Here is an 18,944-nt window from a genome sequence, read left to right as displayed (position 1 = left end):
AGGCCGCTCGTGCGCACATGAGCATCGGGGAGGTGCTCGCCCTGCTGCAGGGCGAGTTCCCCGACGTCAGCATCTCCAAGATCCGTTTCTTGGAGGGCGAGGGGTTGATCGAACCGGAGCGCAGTCCGTCCGGCTACCGCAAGTTTACCTACGCCGACGTCGAGCGGCTCCGCTACATCCTCAGCGAGCAGCGTGACCGCTACCTGCCGCTGCGTGTGATCAAGGACCGGCTGGAGGAGGCCGACCGCGAGGAGCGGCCCGTCGCCCGGCCGCGCGCCGTGCCCTCGGAGGCTCAGCCGGAGATCCGGCTGAGCCGCGAGGAGCTACTGGCCGCCGCCGAGATCGACGAGGAGACCCTGGCCGAGCTCGAGGACTACGGACTGCTGGCGGCCGTGGCCCGGCACTACGACGCCGAGGCGCTGGCCGTGGCCCGCAGCGTCGGCGCGTTGTCCGCCTTCGGGCTCCGGGCCCGCCACCTGAGGGCGGTCAGGGCCGCCGCCGAGCGGGAGGCCGGGCTCGTGGAACAGGCCGTCGCGCCGCTGCTGCGCCGTCGCGCGCCCGGTGCGATCGACCGGGCCGACGAGACCGCCAGGGAGATCTCCGGCCTGCTGCTGGAATTGCACGCCTCGCTGCTGCGTTCCGGTGTTCGTGGGGTCCTGGGCCGGTGAGGGCCTGACCGGGCGCCCGCGCCCCCGCGGGTGTTACGTTGAATGAAACGGTTGAACCCAGCGAAAACGGAGCAGCCCGTGTTGCAGATGGAGGTCGTGGGCGTCCGGGTCGAGATGCCCTCCAACCAGCCGATCGTCCTGCTGAAGGAGGCACACGGGGAGCGCTACCTGCCGATCTGGATCGGGATGACCGAGGCGACCGCGATCGCCATGGCGCAGGCCGAGGAGCCGCCGCCCCGGCCGCTCACGCACGACCTGTTCCGTGACGTCATCGACGCGCTCGGGGTCCGGCTGACCACGGTGAACATCGTCGCGCTCCGGGAGGGGATCTTCTTCGCGGACCTGGTGTTCTCCAACGGGGCCGAGGTGAGCGCCCGGCCGTCGGACTCCATCGCCCTGGCCCTGCGCACCGGTGCCCGCATCTTCGCCAGCGAGGACGTGGTCAGGGAGGCCGGAGTGATCATTCCTGAGGACCAGGAGGGGCAGGAGGACGAGGTGGAGAAGTTCAGGGAGTTCCTTGACCAGATCTCGCCGGAGGACTTCGGCCGTGCGGGGTAGGAATTTCGGTGCATTTACGCTTCACGACGCGCCGAGTGGGGTCGTTGACTGAGGCAGATCCCAGTCTTACGGTGCGAGTGAACCTGTGGCCGTGTACAAACCCCCAGATCAGGCCATGGGATGAGAGAAAGCCGGAGGTCCGCAGTGGCGGTCAGCAGCGGCGAAGGAAAGGCGGCCGGCCAGGATGATCCGGGGCGGCGCCGGTCGGCGCGCCAGCGCGCCGGAGAAGAAGGCCTGCTGTTCGACGGGCGACCGGTGAGCCCGCCCGCCGACGTCGGCTATCGAGGCCCCACGGCCTGCACCGCTGCCGGGATCACCTACCGGCAGCTGGACTACTGGGCGCGCACCGGCCTGGTGGAGCCCACCGTCAGGGCCGCCCACGGCTCCGGCACCCAGCGGCTGTACGGCTTCCGCGACATCCTGGTGCTCAAGGTCGTCAAACGCCTGCTCGACACGGGCGTCTCCCTGCAGCAGATCCGGATCGCCGTGCACCACCTGCGCTCCCGCGGGGCCGGCGACCTGGCCCAGATCACCCTGATGAGCGACGGGGCCAGCGTCTACGAGTGCACCTCGCCCGACGAGGTCATCGACCTGCTGCAGGGCGGCCAGGGCGTGTTCGGCATCGCGCTGGGCCGGGTCTGGCAGGAGGTGGAGGGCTCCCTGGCGGAGCTCCCCGGTGAGCGTGCGGAGAGCGACGAAGGCCCTTTAGGCGATCACCCCGGCGATGAGCTGGCCCGCCGTCGGCAGGCTCGGCGCACGGGGTAAAGTTGTTCTCGCTGACGACCCTGTGCGGGAGAGACCCCGACCATGATCGGGGCGCCGAAGGAGCAACCTCCCCGGAATCTCTCAGGCACCCTGTACCGCACGGACGAGGCAACTCTGGAAAGCAGGTGCGTCCGCCAGGCGCGTCTCACCGACGGTGAAAGCCTCCCCGTCAGGGGCAGGTGAAGCTCTCAGGTCGAGATGACAGAGGGGGAGATCCGGCCCGTACGCCCGCGCCCAGCGCCGGTCTCCACCGCCTCGGGAGGCTTTCCATGACCGACCTGTCACCCCTCAGCGAGCTCGCCCCCCCGCCGTTCGCCACCCGCCACATCGGGCCCGACGACGCCGACCAGACCCGCATGCTGGAGGCGGTCGGATTCGCCTCCGTCGCCGACCTGACCGCGGTGGCCGTGCCCGAGGTGATCCGCTCCGCGGACCGGCTGGAGCTGCCCTCGGCGGCGAGCGAGACCGAGGCGATCGGGGAGCTGCGTGCGCTGGCCGCCCGCAACACCGTGCTCACCTCGATGATCGGCCTCGGCTACCACGACACGGTCACCCCCGCGGTCATCCGCCGCAACCTGCTGGAGAACCCCGGCTGGTACACCGCGTACACCCCCTACCAGCCGGAGATCTCCCAGGGCCGGCTGGAGGCCCTGCTCAACTTCCAGACGGTCGTCTCCGACCTCACCGGCCTCGACATCGCCGGCGCCTCCCTGCTGGACGAGGCCACCGCCGCGGCCGAGGCGATGACCCTGGCCCGCCGCGCCGGCCGGGCGAAGTCGGACGTGTTCGTGGTCGACGCCGACGCGCTGCCGCAGACCAAGGCCGTGCTGCGCACCCGCGCCGAGCCGCTCGGCATCGAGCTGGTCGAGAGCGACCTGTCCGGGGAGCTCCCCGAGTGCTTCGGCGTCCTGGTGCAGTACCCCGGCGCGAGCGGCCGGATCCGCGACTTCCGCGCGGTCGCCGAGGCCGCCCGCGCCCGCGGCGCCCAGGTCGTGGCCGCCGCCGACCTGCTGGCGCTCACGGTGCTCACCCCGCCCGGCGAGCTCGGCGCCGACATCGCGATCGGCTCCTCCCAGCGGTTCGGCGTCCCGCTCGGCTTCGGCGGCCCGCACGCGGCCTACATGGCGGTCCGCGAGGGCCTCCAGCGGCAGATGCCCGGCCGGCTGGTCGGCGTCTCCCAGGACGCCGACGGGCATCCCGCCTACCGGCTCGCGCTGCAGACCCGCGAGCAGCACATCCGCCGGGAGAAGGCCACCAGCAACATCTGCACCGCGCAGGTGCTGCTCGCCGTGATCGCCGGCATGTACGCCGTCCACCACGGCCCCGACGGCCTGCGCCGGATCGCCCGGCGCGTGCACCGGCTCGCCGTGGTGCTCGCCGAGGGCCTGCGCCAGGGCGGCGTGGAGGTTGTGCACGACGTCTTCTTCGACACCGTGCTCGCCCGGGTGCCCGGCCGCGCGGAGCGGGTCGTCGCGACCGCCCGCGACAACGGGGTCAACCTCCGCCTGGTCGACGCCGACCACGTGGGCGTCAGCTGCGACGAGAAGACCGACCTGCTCCACCTGGAGCAGGTCCTGGCCGCCTTCGAGGTCAGCGGCGCGGTCCTGGCCGACCTGGACGCCGCCGCGCACGACGCGCTCCCCGCCGAGCTGCTGCGCACGAGCGACTACCTCACCCACCCGGTCTTCCACGCCCACCGCTCCGAGACCGCGCTCCTGCGCTACCTGCGCCGGCTCCAGGACAAGGACGTCGCGCTCGACCGGTCGATGATCCCGCTGGGCTCCTGCACCATGAAGCTCAACGCGACCACCGAGATGGAACCGATCACCTGGCCGGAGTTCGCCGGCCTGCACCCGTACGCCCCCGAGGACCAGGCCGAGGGCTACCTGGAGCTCATCAGGGAGCTGGAGCGCTGGCTGGCCGAGGTCACCGGCTACGACGCCGTGTCGATCCAGCCCAACGCCGGCTCCCAGGGCGAGTTCGCCGGCCTGCTGGCCATCCGCGCCTACCACCGGGCCCGGGGCGAGGCCGGTCGCGAGGTCTGCCTCATCCCGTCCTCGGCGCACGGCACCAACGCCGCCAGCGCCGTCATGGCGGGCATGAAGGTGGTCGTGGTCGCCTGCGACGACGACGGCAACGTCGACCTCGGCGACCTGGAGGCCAAGATCGAGGCGCACCGCGACCGGCTCGCCGCGATCATGGTCACCTACCCGTCCACGCACGGCGTGTACGAGGAGGGCATCACCCGGGTCTGCGAGCTGGTCCACGAGGCCGGCGGCCAGGTCTACGTCGACGGCGCCAACCTCAACGCCCTGGTCGGCCTGGCCAAGCCCGGCGAGTTCGGGGCCGACGTGTCCCACCTGAACCTGCACAAGACCTTCTGCATCCCGCACGGCGGCGGCGGCCCCGGCGTCGGCCCGGTCGCGGTCCGCGCCCACCTCGCCGACTACCTGCCCGGCCACCCGCTGCGCGAGGGTTCGGCGGTCGGCCCGGTCTCCGCCGCGCCGTACGGCTCGGCCGGCATCCTGCCGATCTCCTGGGCCTACATCCGGATGATGGGCGGCGAGGGCCTCAAGGCCGCGACCGAGCAGGCCATTCTGTCGGCCAACTACCTGGCCCGCCGGCTGGCCCCGCACTACCCGGTCCTGTACACCGGCCGGGGCGGGCTGGTCGCCCACGAGTGCATCGTCGACCTGCGCCAGATCACCAAGGAGACCGGCGTCACCGTCGACGACGTGGCCAAGCGCCTGGTCGACTACGGCTTCCACGCGCCGACCATGTCCTTCCCGGTGGCCGGGACGCTGATGATCGAGCCGACCGAGAGCGAGGACCTGGCCGAGCTCGACCGGTTCTGCGACGCGATGATCGCGATCCGGGAGGAGATCGGGAAGGTCGCCTCGGGGGCCTACGACCGGACCGACAACCCGCTGCGCAACGCGCCGCACACCGCCGACTGCGTCGCCGCCGACGAGTGGTCCCACGCCTACACCCGCACCGAGGCCGCCTACCCGGTGCCGTCGCTGCGCGAGGGCAAGTACTGGTCGCCGGTGCGCCGCATCGACCAGGCCTACGGCGACCGCAACCTCGTCTGCTCCTGCCCGCCGCTGGAGGCGTACGAGGACTGACCCGCCCGCCGTACGGCCCGCCCGCGGGACCGCACGGATCACCGCGTATGCGAAGACGCGGACGGCCCCGAGTCGTTAGGCTCGGGGCCGTTCCTTACCCGGGGAGGATCTTGAATGCCGGACGTCGACACACACCCCCTGGAGGTCGCGCGCAGGCTGGCCGAGGACGGCGACCTGGACGGCGCCGCCGCGATCTTCGCCGAGCTGGCCGCCGACGCCGACGGGCCCGACCGGGCCCAGGCGGCGGTGGGGCTGGCCGTGGTGCTCCAGGAGCGGGGGGACGTGCCGGGGGCCCGTGCCGCCGCGCGCACCGCGCTGGCGACGGGGCATCCGGAGTTCGCCGCGCAGGCGGCCTGCCTGCTCGCCGAGAGCTTCGAGAGCGAGGACATGACCGATCAGGCCAGGGCGGCCTGGCAGGCCGCCCTGGGGCTCGGGAACCCCGGCTACGCACCGCTGGCGCACATGGCCCTGGCCCGGCTGGCCGCGGACGAGCGGGAGGCGGAGGAGGCGCTGCGGGCCGCCCTGGCCACCGAGGACCCGGAGATCGCCTCCCGGGCGGCCCAGCGGCTGGCGGAGTTCCTCCTGGAGGAGGGGGAGGCCGGGGAGGCGGCCGACGTGCTCCTGGAGGCGCTGGCGGTGCCGGACGTGGCCGATCCGCCGCGGCTGCGGGTGCTGCTCGGCGTGGCGCACCTGGAACTGGCGTGCGCGGAGTTCGAGGGGGCTGTGGAGGAGGGCGGCGACGTCGAGACGAGCGCGCTGGCCATCGAGCTCCTGGCCCGGACGCTCCCGCTGCGGGGGCGCGACGAGGACGCCGGGCGGGTGTGGGACTACGGCCTCGGCCATGCCGACGAGCGGCTGGCCGCCCAGGTCCGGCTGCGCCGCGACCGCGACCTGCTGTAGCGCGTGGCGGTCCCGCCGCCACGGGTCCGCCCCCATGCGGGATGGAGCAGGAGCCGTGTCGCAGCCCCTGCTGAGAGCGGGCGGACCGCCACCGCTCGGGAGTCGGGCCGCCCGGCCCGGCGGCCGATCCACCCGCGGGAGCACCCCCTGCCGGGGGCGGCGCGGCCCCGGCAGGGGACGGCGGCCGGATCAGTAGTCGCGGTAGTCGCGGCGGCGCCAGCCGCCCAGCGCGTGGGCGAGGTTGACCGCGATGATGCCGCCCCAGGCGAGCAGCAGGCCGGCGACCCCGGCCTCGCCCGCGGCGATGCCGGTCAGCGGGATGCCGATGCCCAGTGAGCCCAGCGCGATCGTGGCCGACGAATCACCGCTCCTGCGCTGCTTCTTGGGGGGCGGTCCGTAGGGTGCGGAGCCTGTGGCATGCACCTCGGCCCGCACGCGGGCGGCGATGGTCGCGTCGAGCCGTTCGACGAACGACTCGACGAGCGCCGTTTCGTACTCGGGGCCCAGTTCGCGCCGGGCGTCGAGGGTGGCGCGCATGTCCTGGCGGATGTCGTGGTTTTCCTGCACGTTCCCAGTCTGCACCCTGCGCGGGGGCATGGCATCGGTCATCAGGACGAGATCCGCGGACGGCACCGGTAGCGTTCCCCCATGGAGATCGTGACGCCGCACGGCCCGGCGCGGGCCGAGATCGACCCGGTTCCGGCCCCCCGGTTCCTGCTGGTCCTCACGCACGGCTCGGCCGGGGGAGTGGACGCGCCGGACCTGCTGGCCGTACGGGACGCCGTGCTGGGGATCGGCGGCCTGGTCGCCCGGGTGACGCAGCCGTTCCGGTTGCGCGGTGCGCGCGCGCCGGGCTCGGCGGTCAAGCAGGACGAGGCGTGGGCGGCCGCGGTGGCGGAGGTCCGCCGGAGTCACCCCGGCCTGCCGCTGGTGCAGGGCGGGCGGAGCAACGGGGCCAGGGTGGCGTGCCGTACGGCGGGCGCGGTGGGGGCCGAGGCGGTCGTCGCACTGGCCTTCCCGCTGCACCCGCCGAGCAGGCCGGAGCGCTCCCGCGCGCAGGAACTGCGTGCCGCGGGCGTGGACGTGCTGGCGGTCAGCGGGGACCGGGACCCCTTCGGCGTGCCGGCGGCGGAGGACGTCGCACGCCTGGTCGTGCTGCCGGGTGAGGGACACGACCTGAAGAAGGACCCCGCCTTGGTGGGCGAGGCCGTGGCCGGGTGGCTCGACTCCAGGGCGCGGGCCCGGCGCTGATCGGGCAGGGCGCGGGCCCGGCGCTGATCAGACAGGGCGCGGGCCCGGCGCTGATCAGACAGGGCGCGGCCCGCCCCCGGTGACGCGGAGGTTCAGGAGACGCCGGCCAGGGGGCGGTGCGGCTCGATGACGGCACCGTCGGGCAGCAGCTCACCGGTGTCCTCGAACAGCACCACGCCGTTGCAGAGAAGGCTCCACCCCTGCTCGGGGTGGGCGACCACGGTGCGGGCGGCCTCGCGGCCCGGCCCATCGGCGGAAGGGCAGGACGGCTCGTGCGGGCACATCGGCGTGCCTCCAGATCTCTCGTGTCGGCTCGCCGGGATCGACGTCGGCGATCGGCGGGCACCGTCACCGATGGGACCCCGTTCCCACGTATGACGAGGGACGAGCGTTTGCGGTTGACATATGACGGTGCGCGCCTCGAACGGGGTGAGGCGCGCACACTGAACAGCTCAAGTGTGCGACGGGTCACACTCGCGCGACATAGTCAGTTAGGACCGTTTGAGGGCCATTGGAAGTGGCCCTTCGGCCCCAGTGGGGGCGTGACCTATGACACCGGTATGTGACCTATGACACAGCGTGCCGCATCACCCGATAACCGGCCAAGTGCGACACGCCGGAGATTATGTAAACGATCGGTTGCGAACCGGAGAACCGGCCGGAGCCGCCCCGCGTCCTGGGCCGTCCGCGCCGGTCCGGGAGGGGTCAGCTCCGGGTAAGGCCGGCCAGCAGGGCGTCGAGCCCTCGCTCGAAATCCGCGTCGGCCGCCGCGCTGCCGCCGCCCCTGGAGGGCGGCAGCCACGGCTCGGCGTCGTCCTCCGGACCGGCGGGCTCGGCCCAGCCCGACTGCTGGACCTCCACCGCCACCGCGCCGAAGACGTAGGCGCGCAGCGCCCGCACGGCCTGGGGCGCGTCCGGCAGTCCCGCCTCGGCCAGCTGTTCGGTCTGCTCCCGCACGGCCATCGCGGCCTGCCCCTTGGGCGGCTTGGTCAGGGCCAGGGCGAGCACTCCGGGGTGCTCCCGCAGCGCGGCGCGGCTCGCCCGGCACCACTCGCGCGCGGTCTCCCGCCAGTCGCCGCCCGGCTCCACGTGGACGGTGGTGACGTGCTCGGCCAGGGCGTCCATCAGCGCGTCCTTGCCGCGGGGCAGGTGGTGGTAGATGGCCATCGCCTCCACCTGGAGCGCGTCGCCCAGCCGCCGCATGGTCAGCCGCCGCAGCCCCTGGCTGTCGGCGATGTGCAGGGCCGCCTCGATGATGCGCTCCCTGGACAGGGGGATCGGTGGTCGCTTGGCTGGCATGGAGCCATCCTGCCACCAGCTGCCTTACTGTGTAAAGGAAATCACCGGTTCCGTCGGCGGCGTGTCCGCCGGGCCGGCACCGGGTCGGCACCGGGTCGGCACTGAGTCGGCACCGGGTCGGCACCGGGTCGGCACTGAGTCGGCACCGGGTCGGCACCGGGTCGGCACTGAGCCGCTTGCCGGTGCCGCATGGTGCGCCGCCGTCCCCTGAGTGCGTGGGCCCGCGGCGGACGGCGTAGGCTAACCGCTGTCACCAGCCGGGCAGTCAGCCGAGAGAGGGCAGAAGATGGCGTTTTTCCGACCGCGAGTGAGCCGGGAGGCGGAGGTTCGCTACCACGCTGACCAGGAGGTCGGGAAGAGCTTCCCCGAGCTTCTGCGGAAGGCCCGCTTGGCCGAGGCCGCGCTGCGCGAGGTGCAGGCCACCACGACCTCCTCCGCCGAGCGGCGGGCCGCCGCCCTGGTCCTGGACAAGGCCCTGACCGAGGCGCTGCGCGCCGCCGAGGCCAACCAGCGGGTGGCCTTCGGCGTCAGGTCCTACGACGACCGGCTCCGGCGCCGCAAGGGCCGGGCGACCCCCAGAGGAGCCGAGTGGACCACCGAGGTCGAGCGCCTGCGCACGCTGCGTGAGCGCAACCGCCTCGTCGACATGCCGCGCGACGTGCTCCCCGTCGGCACCGCCAACCGCGCGGGCACCACGCCCTGAGGTCCGGGCACCGGACGCGCCGAGCCCCGGTACGGCGGGACCGTATCGGGGCTCGGCGCGTCTGCGGGGCTCAGCTGGCCCAGTCGAGCAGCGGGCGGGTGTTGCTCGGGTGGCGCAGCTTGGACAGCGACTCCTTCTCCAGCTGGCGGATGCGCTCCCGGGTCAGGCCGAGGTGCTTGCCGATCTCGTCGAGGGTGTGGGGCTTGCCGTCGACGAGGCCGAAGCGCAGGGCCATGATGCGGGCCTCCCTGGGGGAGAGGTTGCCGAGCACGCCGCGCAGCTGCTCGCCCAGCAGCTGGCGGTCCACCACCTCGGAGGCCTCCGGGGAGTCGACGTCCTCGATGAGGTCGCCGATGGTGGTCTCGCCGTCCTCGCCGATGGTGGCGTTGAGGCTGAGCGGCTGGCGGCTGGTGCGCAGCAGCTCCTCGATCTGGTCGGGGGTCCTGTCCAGCTCGACCGCCAGCTCCTCGGGCGTGGGCTCGCGGCCCAGCCGCTGGTGCATGTCGCGCTCGACGCGGGAGAGCTTGGACAGCATCTCCAGCACGTGCACGGGCAGGCGGATGGTGCGGGCCGAGTCGGCGAAGCCGCGCTGGATGGCCTGCCTGATCCACCACATCGCGTAGGTGGAGAACTTGTAACCCTTGGTGTAGTCGAACTTCTCCACCGCGCGGATCAGGCCGAGGTTACCCTCCTGGACCACGTCGAGCAGGGCCATGCCGCGGTCGGTGTACTTCTTGGCGACGGAGACGACGAGCCGGAGGTTGGCCTCCAGCATGTGGTCCTTGGCGCGGCGGCCGTCCTCGGCGACCCACTCCAGGTCGTCGCGGACGTCGGCGGGCAGGCCGGGCTCGGACTCCAGCTTGGCCTCGGCGTACAGGCCGGCCTCGATCCGCTTGGCGAGCTCGACCTCCTGGGCGGCGGTGAGCAGCGTGCGGCGGCCGATCGACTTGAGGTAGGTGTGCACCGAGTCGCCCATGACCGACGACTGGTCGTCCAGGTCCGCCGCCGCCTGCTCCACCTCGGCCTCGAGCTCCGCCTCGTCAGGGGTGGTCCAGCCCTCCTCCGCCAGCTTCGCCTCGAGGTTCTCCGGCTCGTCGTCCGGCCCCGGCGCGGTCTTGTCGGACGGGGCGTCCTGCGGGGCGGCCGCGGCCTTCTTCCCGGCCTTCTCGGCGGTCCTGCCGCCGACGGCTCCGGCCGTGCGCGGAGAGACCTTGCGGGCCGCCGTCTTGCGGGCGGCGGTCTTGGCCGCGGCCTTCTTGGTGGCCGCGGCGAGCGTGGGCTCGTCCTCGGCGGCCAGGCTCACGCCCGCCTCGGTGAGCTCGCGCAGGATCGTGCGGCCCTCGGCCGGGCTGATGCCCGCGTCGGCGAAGGCATGGCGCAGCTCCGCGAGAGAAAGGTGACCCTGAACTCGCCCTCGGTCAAGGAGCTGCTCGAGGGTCGTCGGGGCCTCGGTCGAGGTCGCGGCGGCGGTTTGGGGCATGAGGACACCTCCTCCGTTACGGAGTCGTCTGTTTGCAGGTTGTGGGTGTGACACGTTGCGGGTGGGGCGGCCGGGGGACCGCTCAGCGCACCAGTACCAATAACCCCGCGGACGACCTTTCTGTTCCCGACTTGACGGGGAAAATATGATGGGATGGGCCGGTTTCAACCGGCCCATCCCATCGGAGTCCCGTCGCGCCGCCCGGAACCGCCTACCCGGCCGGGCCGGCCGGACCCTCGACAGGGCCTTCCGCGGGGCCCCCGAGGGGGCCCTCGACCACCGGCATCGGCATCGGCCGGGCCTCCTCCATCCGGTGCTCGGTCCAGTAGCGCGCGACCTTCTCGGGTTCGGGGTTGACCTCCTCGGAGACCACGAAGTCCTCCACCGGGCCGGTCGGCTCCGGCGAGGCGGGCGGGACCGGGGCGGCCGGCGGAGCCGATCCTGCGGGGACCGGCTCGTTCGGCTCGATCGCGGGCACGGGTCCGCCCGCCCGTCCGGCCCCGCCCGCGGAGGCGGCCGCCGCGACGGACACGCCGCCGGTGAGGACCACGGCGACGACTCCGGCGGAGACCCACGTCTTGCGGGTTGGCTTCATCGGGCTCGTCCTTCCTGCTCGCGTCATCTCTTCGACGTCGGGAGCACCCTCACGGTTCCCCTCGCAGCGCACGACGGAGCGCGGCCAGGTCCGGTTTGCCGTTGGGCAGGAGCGGTATCTCGGGCACGACGACCAGCTCGGCCGGGGCCGCGTGGGCGGGCAGCCGCTCCTTGACGAAGGCGCGCAGGCCGGCCAGCGACGGGGGAGCGGGGGAGACCACGACGGCGACCACCCGCTCGCCCCACTCGGGGTCCGGGCGGCCGACCACGGCGGCGTCGGCGACCGCCGGGTGCTCGGCCACGGCGGCCGCCACGGCCGCCGCGACGACCTTCTCCCCGCCGGTGTTGATCACGTCGTCGGCCCGGCCCAGCACCCGCAGCCGGCCGCCCTCCAGCGTGCCGAGGTCGGAGGTGACGAACCAGTCGCCGTCGCGGGCCGCGGAGGTCAGGTCGGGCCGGAGCCGGTAACCGGAGAAGAGGACGGGCCCGGCGATGCGGATCCGGCCGTCCGGGGAACCGCCGCCGATCCGCAGGTCCACACCGTCGAGGGGGCGGCCGTCGTAGACGCAGCCGCCGCAGGTCTCGCTCATGCCGTAGGTGGTGACGATCCGGGCGCCGGCCGCCCGGGCCTCGTCCAGCAGTCCCGGGGGAGCCGCCGCCCCGCCGAGCAGGATCGTCCGGAACGCCGACAGGTCCGCCGAGACGGCCAGGAGGCGGCGCAACTGGGTCGGGACCAGCGAGACGTGGGCGGCCCCGGAGGCGAGCACCGCCTCGGCGGAGAAGCCGTCGTGGACGACCGGCTCGGTCCCGCCCAGCAGGGACCTGACCAGCACCTGCAGGCCGGAGACGTGCGAGGGCGGCAGGCAGCAGAGCCACCGCTCACCGGGCCGGGCGCCCAGCCGCTCCAGGGAGGCCGAGGCCGAGGCGCGCAGTGCGGCGGCGGACAGCTGCACGCCTTTGGGGACCCCGGTGGTGCCGCTGGTGGCGATCACCACGGCCACCTCCGGGGGGACGGGCTCGCCCCCGGGCCGCCGTACGCCGTCCAGCCGGGCCGGGCGCAGGGCCTCCAGCGTCGCCCGCAGCGCGGGGCCGGGCAGGTTCGGCGGCAGGGGCAGGATCGCAGGGCCCGCGGGACCCGCGGGACCACTGTCGCCGAGCGCCGCGGCGACCGCGTGGAACAGCGCGGGCCCCGGCGGCAGGGTCACGGCGTGCAGCTCCCGGCCGCCTGCCCGCTTCGGAATCGAACGCATCAGCTGGAAATCCTGATCCAGGAGGGTGAACGGTGGAATTCCATCGACCCTTACCATGCTCGGATGTCCCGCCCGGCGGCGGGTCACCCCCTGACGGGGACCGCATTCGTCCCCGGCCCGCAGGCAGAGGCCCTGCGCGGACCTTCGGTAAGGTTAGTGCCGATGAGCCGGACGACGACCGAGGGGCCGGCGCGGGGGAAGGGGCGAGACGATCGTGACGGTCGGCTGGAGGCGGTCGGATGACCACGAGGACGTCGTCCGCGAGGCCGCTGAGGAGACCGTGAGGATCGCGGCCGACCGGCCGGAACGCCGTGGCGCCTCCAGGTCCGGTGCGCGGACCGCCCTGCGGCGGGGCCCGGCCGGCACGGGCGGGCGGGCCCGCGAGGGCCGCGACGTGTCCGGGGAGGAGCGGGCGCCCGGTTCCGGCGCGTTTCCGCGTCGGCCGTAATGGGCGCCAGAGGATCCGGGGCACCGGAGACGGCGGAGCTCCGGGCGTTCCGGATCCCGATGCGGACCCGCTTCCGCGGGCAGACCGCCCGTGAGGGCCTGCTGCTGAGGGGTCCGGCCGGGTGGGGGGAGTTCTCACCCTTCCCCGAGTACGGCCCGGCCGAGTGCGCCCGCTGGCGTGCCTGCGCCGAGGAGGCGGCCTTCACCGGCTGGCCCGCGCCGCTGCGCGACCGGATCCCGGTCAACGCCATCGTGCCCGCCGTCGGACCCGAGCAGGCCCGAGCGATGGTACGGCGGGCCCGCTGCGGCACGGTCAAGGTGAAAGTCGCCGAGCGGGGCCAGGCCTTCGCCGACGACCTGGCCAGGGTCGAGGCCGTGCGCGACGCGCTCGGCGCGGCGGGCCGGATCCGGGTGGACGCCAACGGCGCCTGGGACGTCGATGAGGCGGTGGCCCGGATCACCGGGCTGGACCGCCGCTTCGGCCTGGAGTACGCCGAGCAGCCCTGCGCGACCCTGGACGAGCTGGCCCGGGTCCGCAGGCGGGTCGAGGTGCCGATCGCGGCCGACGAGTCGATCCGGCGCGCGGAGGACCCGCTGAAGGTGCGGGCGGCGGAGGCGGCCGACATCGCGGTGGTGAAGGTGCAGCCGCTCGGCGGGGTGGCGGCCGCGCTGCGGGTGGTGGAGGCGTGCGGGCTGCCCGCCGTGGTCTCCAGCGCGGTGGAGACCTCCGTCGGCCTGGCCGCCGGGGTGGCGCTCGCCGCGGCCCTGCCCGACCTGCCCTACGCCTGCGGTCTGGGCACCCTGTCCCTGCTGGAGGGGGACGTGGTGGCCGAGCCGCTCGTCCCGGTCGACGGGACGCTCCCGGTACGGCGCCCCGAGGCGGATCCGGGAGCCCTGTCCCGCTACGAGATCGAGTCGCCCGCCTGGGTGCGGCGCCTGAAGGAGGCACGGTGAACCCCGCGACCGCGCTCGCGACCGTCCTGGTCGACGAGCTGGTGCGCTGCGGCCTCACGGACGTGGTGATCGCGCCCGGTTCGCGCTCCGCCCCGCTCGCCCTGGCCGCGCACGCCGACAGCCGGGTCCGGCTGCACGTGCGCATCGACGAGCGGTCGGCCTCCTTCCTGGCCCTGGGCCTGGCCCGGCGCGGCGAGCGCCCGGTGGCACTGGTCTGCACCTCGGGCACGGCGGCGGCCAACTTCCACCCGGCGGTCATGGAGGCGCACGAGTCGGGGGTGCCGCTGCTGGTGCTCACCGCCGATCGCCCGCCCGAACTGCGCGACACGGGCGCGAGCCAGACGGCCGACCAGCTCAAGCTGTACGGCACGGCGGTCCGCTGGTTCGCCGAGGTCGGCGTCCCCGAGGAACGGCCCGGCCAGGTCGCCTACTGGCGTTCCCTGGTGTGCCGCGCCTACCAGCGTTCGCTCGGCCCCGCCGATCCCGGCCCGGTCCACCTCAACCTGGCCTTCCGGGAGCCTCTGGTCCCCGACGGCGACGCCTCCTGGTGCGAGCCCCTGGACGGCGGCGCGGACGGGCCCTGGGTCCGCGCGCGGGTGGCGCCCCCGGGCGTCGCGCTGCACCTGCCGCAGACCCGCAGGGGCGCGCTGGTGGTCGGCGACGGCGCCGTGGGCACGCGCCGGTACGTCGCGGCGGCCGGCATGGCGGGCTGGCCGGTGCTGTCGGAGCCCAACGGCGGCGCCCGCTACGGCGACCACACGATGTCGGCCTACCACCACCTGCTGAGCACCCCGGAGTTCGCCGAGGCGCACCGCCCGGAGGTGGTGGTCACCCTCGGCCGCCCCAGCCTGTCGAAGTCCCTGCTCAGGTGGCTGGGTCAGGCCGGCGAGCACGTCGTGGTCGCCTCCGACCTGACCCGCTGGCCCGACCCGACCCGCTCGGCCACCCAGGTGGCGCAGGCGGTGGAGATCCCGATCGCGGCCGGCGACGACGCCTGGCTGCACTCCTGGCGCCGCGCCGACGCGGCGGCCCGGGCGGCGATCGACGGGGTGCTGGACGACTCGGGCCTCAGCGAGCCGCGCCTGGCGCGGGACCTGGCGGACCTGCTGCCCAACGGGTCGCTGCTGACGGTCGGCTCCTCCATGCCGATCCGCGACCTGGACCAGGCGATGCGGCCCAGGCGGGGGCTGCGGATCCTGTCCAACCGGGGCGTTGCCGGGATCGACGGGGTGGTGTCGACCGCGATGGGCGCGGCACTGGCCCACAACGGCCCGGCGTTCGCGCTGATGGGCGACCTGACGTTCCTGCACGACCAGAACGGGCTGGTCCTCGGCCCGCTGGAGCCCCGTCCCGACCTGTGCCTGGTCGTGGTGAACAACGACGGGGGCGGGATCTTCTCGCTGCTGCCCCAGGCCGCGTTCCGCGATCCGTTCGAGCGGGTCTTCGGCACCCGGCACGGCGTGGACCTGGCCTACACGGCCGCGGCCACCGGCACGCCGTACACCGCGGTGAGCGAGCCCGGGCAGCTGGACAAGGCGCTGCGCGGGCAGGGGGTGCGGATCGTGGAGGTGCGCACGGAGCGCGGGGCCAACGCGGCGCTGCACGTCACCATGCGGGAGGCGGCGAGCGCGGCGGTCCGCGCGGCCATGGCGGGGTGAGCCGGGGGCATCGCGGCGACGACGCCGGCCTCGCCCCGGGGAACGGGCTCATCGGCGGCAGACACTGACGGAACCGGCGTCGGCCCGGTGAGGTCGCCACTCATAAGCTGACAAAACACCTATAGAGGGGTACGAAACTCCTTTGGAGGTGAAAGGTGATGGGTACGGTCGACCGCTTCCGTGATCGGACCCGCCTGCAGGTCCTGCACACGACCGGCCTGCTGGAGGCGACGAACGTTCCGCTGCTGGACCGGGTGACCCGGCTGGCGGCCCGGTTGCTGGAGACGTCGGTGGCCATGGTGTCGCTGATCACCGCCGACCGCCAGGTCGTCATCAGCGCGGCCGGGCCCGCCGATCCGTGGAGGGCCCAGCACAATCCCCTGTCGCAGTCGCTGTGCCAGCACATCGTGGCCACCGGCGCGCCGCTGGTCGTGCCGGACGCCCGTACCGACGAGCGCTGGTGCGAGGTGGAGGCGGTGGGCGGCGGGCACCTGCTGTCCTATGCGGGGATGCCGCTGCACACCGAGGGCGACCGGGTGCTCGGCGCGGTCTGCGTGATCGACGACCGGCCCCGGCAGTGGAACGCGGAGCAGCTGGGCACGCTGGAGGACCTGGCCGCGATGGTGGAGGCGGAGATCGCCGTGCGGCTGGCGCACGCGCAGGCCGCGCTCGACCGCGTGCCGGAGGCGGCGCTGTCCTTCGACGCCGCCGGGGCGGTGATGGCGTGGAACGCCGCGGCCGAGCGCCTGTTCGGCTGGTCGCCCGCCGAGGCGCTCGGCCGCCCGGTCGAGGAACTGGTCTGCCCGCGACGGTTGCGCGCCGGTTGGGAGCAGGTCCTGCGCCGGGTGCGGGAAGAGGACGGACCGGCGGGGCGGCGCCTGGAGCTGACCGCGGTCGACCGGTCCGGGCGGGAGTTCCCCGCCGAGATGCTCGTGCGCACCGCCGCCGGCGGCGACGGGCTGCTGTACGACGCCCTGCTGCACGACATCACCGACCAGAAACGCCTCGGTGTGCTGCGCCGCGTTCAGCAGGCGGTGGTGCAGGTACTGGCCGAGGCCGTCTCCAGCAGGGAGGCCGCCGCCGGGGTGCTGGCCGCGGTCACCGGCGCGCTGGGCTGGACCTGCGGTGAGTACTGGCAGGTGCGGCCCGACGGGAGCGGTGTCACGCGTATCGCCTCCTGGGTGCGGCCCGGACGGGAGGCGGCGGTCTTCACCGGCGCCGAACCGCTCACCTTCGAGCGGGGGAGAGGACTGGCCGGGCTGGTGTGGGACAGCGGCCGCGCGATGTGGGTGGCCGACCTGTCCGCCGACGACCGCGACTTCGTCCGCAAGCACGAGGCGCTGCGGGCCGGTCTGCACGCCGCCATCGGCCTGCCCGTCCACAGCGGCGGCCAGACGGGAGGCGTGCTGGCCTTCTTCGCCGACACGGTCCAGGAGCCCGACGAGGACCTGGTCACCCTGCTGGACGGGATCTGCGCCCATGTGGGCCGGTACATGGAGCGCCGCCGCGCCGAGGAGCTCGCGCTGGAGCTGGCCGAGAGCCGCCGTTGGTTCGAGCAGATCATCGCCCAGCTCGACGACGACGTGTGGACGGTGGAGACCGGCCCGGACGGGGCGGCCCGCTGCCTGAACACCAGTCCCAACCTCGCCAAACTGCTCGGGGGACCGCCGCCCGGGGGCGTCGATCCAGCCGAGGCCGTCATGCGCCGGATCCATCCCGGCGATCTCCCGGCCATGGCCGCCTTCCGGTCCGCGGTCTCCTCCGGTCGCAGGGCGGAGATCGAATACCGCCTGGTCGGGCTGGACGGCGTCACCCGCTGGATCTGGATGCGGGGCATGCCACGCCGCGAAGGCGGCCGCCTGCTGGTCGACGGCATCTCCACCGACGTCACCGAACGCCGCCGGATCGCCGAGGAGCGCGAGCGCCTGCTGGCCGCCGAGCAGGAGCAGGTGCGCCGCCTGCGGGAACTGGACCGGATGAAGGACGAGCTGATGGCGCTGGTCACCCACGAGCTGCGCAACCCCATCGGCGCCGTCCGCGGCTACGCCGAGCTGCTGCTGGACGACGCGGACCTGACCGATGGGCAGCGCGCCTTCACCGAGGTCATCGACCGCAAGAGCGCTCACCTGCAACGTCTGGTCGACGACCTGCTCGAACTGGCCCGTCTGGAGGCCGGGCACATCGGCATCGACCCCCGACCCCTGGCGCTGACCGGCCTGCTGCGCGAGGCCGTCGACGACCACCGGCCCGCCGCCGAGGCCAAGCGGCTGACCGTCGGCGCCGAACTCGCCCAGGCTCTGCGCGTGCACGCCGACCCGGTGCGGTTGCGCCAGATGATCGACAACCTGCTGTCGAATGCGATCAAGTACACCCCTCCTGGTGGGAGGGTGACCGTCACCGCCCAGCCCGCGGCCGACAGCGCCTGCTCGGGTGGATCGGTCATGATCACGGTTGCCGACACCGGTATCGGCATCCCTCCCGAGCAGTACGGGCAGCTGTTCCACCGGTTCTTCCGCGCCTCCACCGCCAAAGACGCCGGAATCAAGGGAACCGGCCTGGGCCTGGCCGTGACCAAGGCGATCGTGACCGCGCACGGCGGCACCATCACCGCCTCCCCCGGCGGCGGTGGCGGCACCGTCTTCACGGTGTGCCTTCCCGTGGACCCGCCGGAGACCTGATGCCGCAGGCGGCTATGCCGCCGACTCGGCGAGCAGGTCTTCGGGCCACGTCATGCGGTCGCACAGACCGTCCCAGCCCAGCAGGGTCAGCAGCCGCTGCACATGAGGCGGCACATCGCCCAGGCGTACCCGGTGCGATGCCGGCCGTGCGCAGGTCAACAGGGCGCGCAGCCCGGAGACGTCGATGAAGCTCACCTGGCCGACGTCGATGACGGTGCCCGCATCGCACGCGCCGTGGCCGTTCAGGACACGCGCCAGCACGGCGCTGTTGCCGGCGTCGATCTGCCCGCTGAGCCGCAGCACATGACCGGACCGCCCGGCGTACCGGGCGACCCGGAGACGCTGATCGCTGTAGAGCGGCTGCTCCACCGGCGCGGACGCGCCGCCCTCCGGCCGCCCGCCATGGAGCGTCAGGTCGCCGTCCACCGGCGCCGTCCTCGACGGAGCCCCGGCAGCGGAACCGGTGCCGGCCGGCCTGGCATCCACCTCGACAACAGAGCGGTTCGTCATGACGCTCCTGCGATCCCTCGCTCGTCCGTGCGGTAGGGCTGATCGACCACTCCCGAAGGATAACCCCGAACTGGGTTACATGAAATATCCTTCGTATGAGATCG

The 18,944-nt window shown here is 73.8% G+C and carries 17 protein-coding genes and 1 riboswitch; of the genes, 10 read left to right on the top strand and 7 right to left on the bottom strand.

Annotated features, from left to right (window positions below):
* Positions 1-17: 17 nt before the first annotated feature.
* From ftsR to IEZ07_RS23225, 5 genes are all read left to right on the top strand, one after another.
* Positions 18-668 carry a transcriptional regulator FtsR gene (gene ftsR / locus IEZ07_RS23245; protein ID WP_239320497.1) on the top strand — a complete coding sequence of 217 codons (651 nt, stop codon included), beginning with the start codon at positions 18-20 and terminating at the stop codon, positions 666-668.
* 78 nt (positions 669-746) lie between these two features.
* A complete protein-coding gene (locus IEZ07_RS23240; RefSeq protein WP_153054485.1) occupies positions 747-1,226 on the top strand; it encodes a bifunctional nuclease family protein in 480 nt (159 codons plus the stop codon).
* A gap of 144 nt (positions 1,227-1,370) precedes the next feature.
* Positions 1,371-1,991 (top strand): MerR family transcriptional regulator, encoded by a 621-nt coding sequence (locus IEZ07_RS23235; RefSeq protein WP_068900674.1) that lies wholly within the window; start codon positions 1,371-1,373, stop codon positions 1,989-1,991.
* Between the two features lie 15 nt (positions 1,992-2,006).
* Positions 2,007-2,099, top strand: a riboswitch (glycine riboswitch).
* Between the two features lie 161 nt (positions 2,100-2,260).
* Positions 2,261-5,116, top strand: a complete 2,856-nt coding sequence (gene gcvP, locus IEZ07_RS23230; protein WP_191896658.1) for an aminomethyl-transferring glycine dehydrogenase — start codon at positions 2,261-2,263, stop codon at positions 5,114-5,116.
* A gap of 114 nt (positions 5,117-5,230) precedes the next feature.
* Positions 5,231-6,016, top strand: a complete 786-nt coding sequence (locus tag IEZ07_RS23225; protein ID WP_191896657.1) for a hypothetical protein — start codon at positions 5,231-5,233, stop codon at positions 6,014-6,016.
* Between the two features lie 189 nt (positions 6,017-6,205).
* Here the strand turns inward: IEZ07_RS23225 and IEZ07_RS23220 are convergent, their stop codons facing one another.
* Complete coding sequence (locus IEZ07_RS23220) at positions 6,206-6,583, bottom strand: hypothetical protein (protein WP_196468160.1); 378 nt, start codon at positions 6,581-6,583, stop codon at positions 6,206-6,208.
* A gap of 81 nt (positions 6,584-6,664) precedes the next feature.
* On the opposite strand from IEZ07_RS23220, the gene IEZ07_RS23215 reads away from it, so the two are divergent.
* Positions 6,665-7,267, top strand: coding sequence for an alpha/beta hydrolase family protein (locus tag IEZ07_RS23215; protein ID WP_191896656.1), 603 nt, complete (start codon positions 6,665-6,667; stop codon positions 7,265-7,267).
* A 92-nt stretch (positions 7,268-7,359) separates the two neighbouring features.
* Here the strand turns inward: IEZ07_RS23215 and IEZ07_RS23210 are convergent, their stop codons facing one another.
* A complete protein-coding gene (locus tag IEZ07_RS23210) occupies positions 7,360-7,551 on the bottom strand; it encodes a DUF5999 family protein (protein ID WP_068900681.1) in 192 nt (63 codons plus the stop codon).
* Between the two features lie 421 nt (positions 7,552-7,972).
* Positions 7,973-8,566: a TetR/AcrR family transcriptional regulator C-terminal domain-containing protein gene (locus IEZ07_RS23205; RefSeq protein WP_191896655.1), complete on the bottom strand. Its 594-nt coding sequence runs from the start codon at positions 8,564-8,566 to the stop codon at positions 7,973-7,975.
* 307 nt (positions 8,567-8,873) lie between these two features.
* Between IEZ07_RS23205 and IEZ07_RS23200 the strand changes: the two genes are divergently transcribed.
* Positions 8,874-9,269 (top strand): hypothetical protein, encoded by a 396-nt coding sequence (locus IEZ07_RS23200; RefSeq protein ID WP_231647512.1) that lies wholly within the window; start codon positions 8,874-8,876, stop codon positions 9,267-9,269.
* A gap of 70 nt (positions 9,270-9,339) precedes the next feature.
* Here IEZ07_RS23200 and IEZ07_RS35885 read toward each other — a convergent pair whose 3' ends face one another.
* The 3 genes from IEZ07_RS35885 to IEZ07_RS23185 all read right to left on the bottom strand — a co-directional run bounded on the left by IEZ07_RS35885 (position 9,340) and on the right by IEZ07_RS23185 (position 12,593).
* A complete protein-coding gene (locus IEZ07_RS35885; RefSeq protein WP_239320503.1) occupies positions 9,340-10,749 on the bottom strand; it encodes an RNA polymerase sigma factor in 1,410 nt (469 codons plus the stop codon).
* A 211-nt stretch (positions 10,750-10,960) separates the two neighbouring features.
* A complete protein-coding gene (locus IEZ07_RS23190; RefSeq protein WP_191896654.1) occupies positions 10,961-11,344 on the bottom strand; it encodes a hypothetical protein in 384 nt (127 codons plus the stop codon).
* A gap of 49 nt (positions 11,345-11,393) precedes the next feature.
* On the bottom strand, positions 11,394-12,593 hold the full coding sequence (locus tag IEZ07_RS23185) for an AMP-binding protein (protein WP_191896653.1): 1,200 nt from the start codon (positions 12,591-12,593) through the stop codon (positions 11,394-11,396).
* Positions 12,594-13,040: 447 nt separating this feature from the next.
* Between IEZ07_RS23185 and IEZ07_RS23180 the strand changes: the two genes are divergently transcribed.
* The 3 genes from IEZ07_RS23180 to IEZ07_RS23170 all read left to right on the top strand — a co-directional run bounded on the left by IEZ07_RS23180 (position 13,041) and on the right by IEZ07_RS23170 (position 18,330).
* Entirely contained in the window at positions 13,041-13,994 is a 954-nt protein-coding gene (locus IEZ07_RS23180) for an o-succinylbenzoate synthase (RefSeq protein ID WP_191896652.1), read from the top strand.
* Entirely contained in the window at positions 13,991-15,652 is a 1,662-nt protein-coding gene (gene menD / locus IEZ07_RS23175; RefSeq protein WP_191896651.1) for a 2-succinyl-5-enolpyruvyl-6-hydroxy-3-cyclohexene-1-carboxylic-acid synthase, read from the top strand. Before IEZ07_RS23180 ends, menD begins: the two co-directional genes overlap by 4 nt.
* A gap of 158 nt (positions 15,653-15,810) precedes the next feature.
* Positions 15,811-18,330, top strand: a complete 2,520-nt coding sequence (locus tag IEZ07_RS23170; protein WP_191896650.1) for an ATP-binding protein — start codon at positions 15,811-15,813, stop codon at positions 18,328-18,330.
* Positions 18,331-18,342: 12 nt separating this feature from the next.
* Here IEZ07_RS23170 and IEZ07_RS23165 read toward each other — a convergent pair whose 3' ends face one another.
* Complete coding sequence (locus tag IEZ07_RS23165; protein WP_191896649.1) at positions 18,343-18,840, bottom strand: STAS domain-containing protein; 498 nt, start codon at positions 18,838-18,840, stop codon at positions 18,343-18,345.
* Between the last annotated feature and the right edge of the window lie 104 nt (positions 18,841-18,944).

The sequence above is a fragment of the Planomonospora parontospora genome (assembly GCA_014647935.1).
GTDB classification, from domain to species: domain Bacteria; phylum Actinomycetota; class Actinomycetes; order Streptosporangiales; family Streptosporangiaceae; genus Planomonospora; species Planomonospora parontospora.
This window is presented reverse-complemented; position numbering and strand designations above follow the sequence as displayed.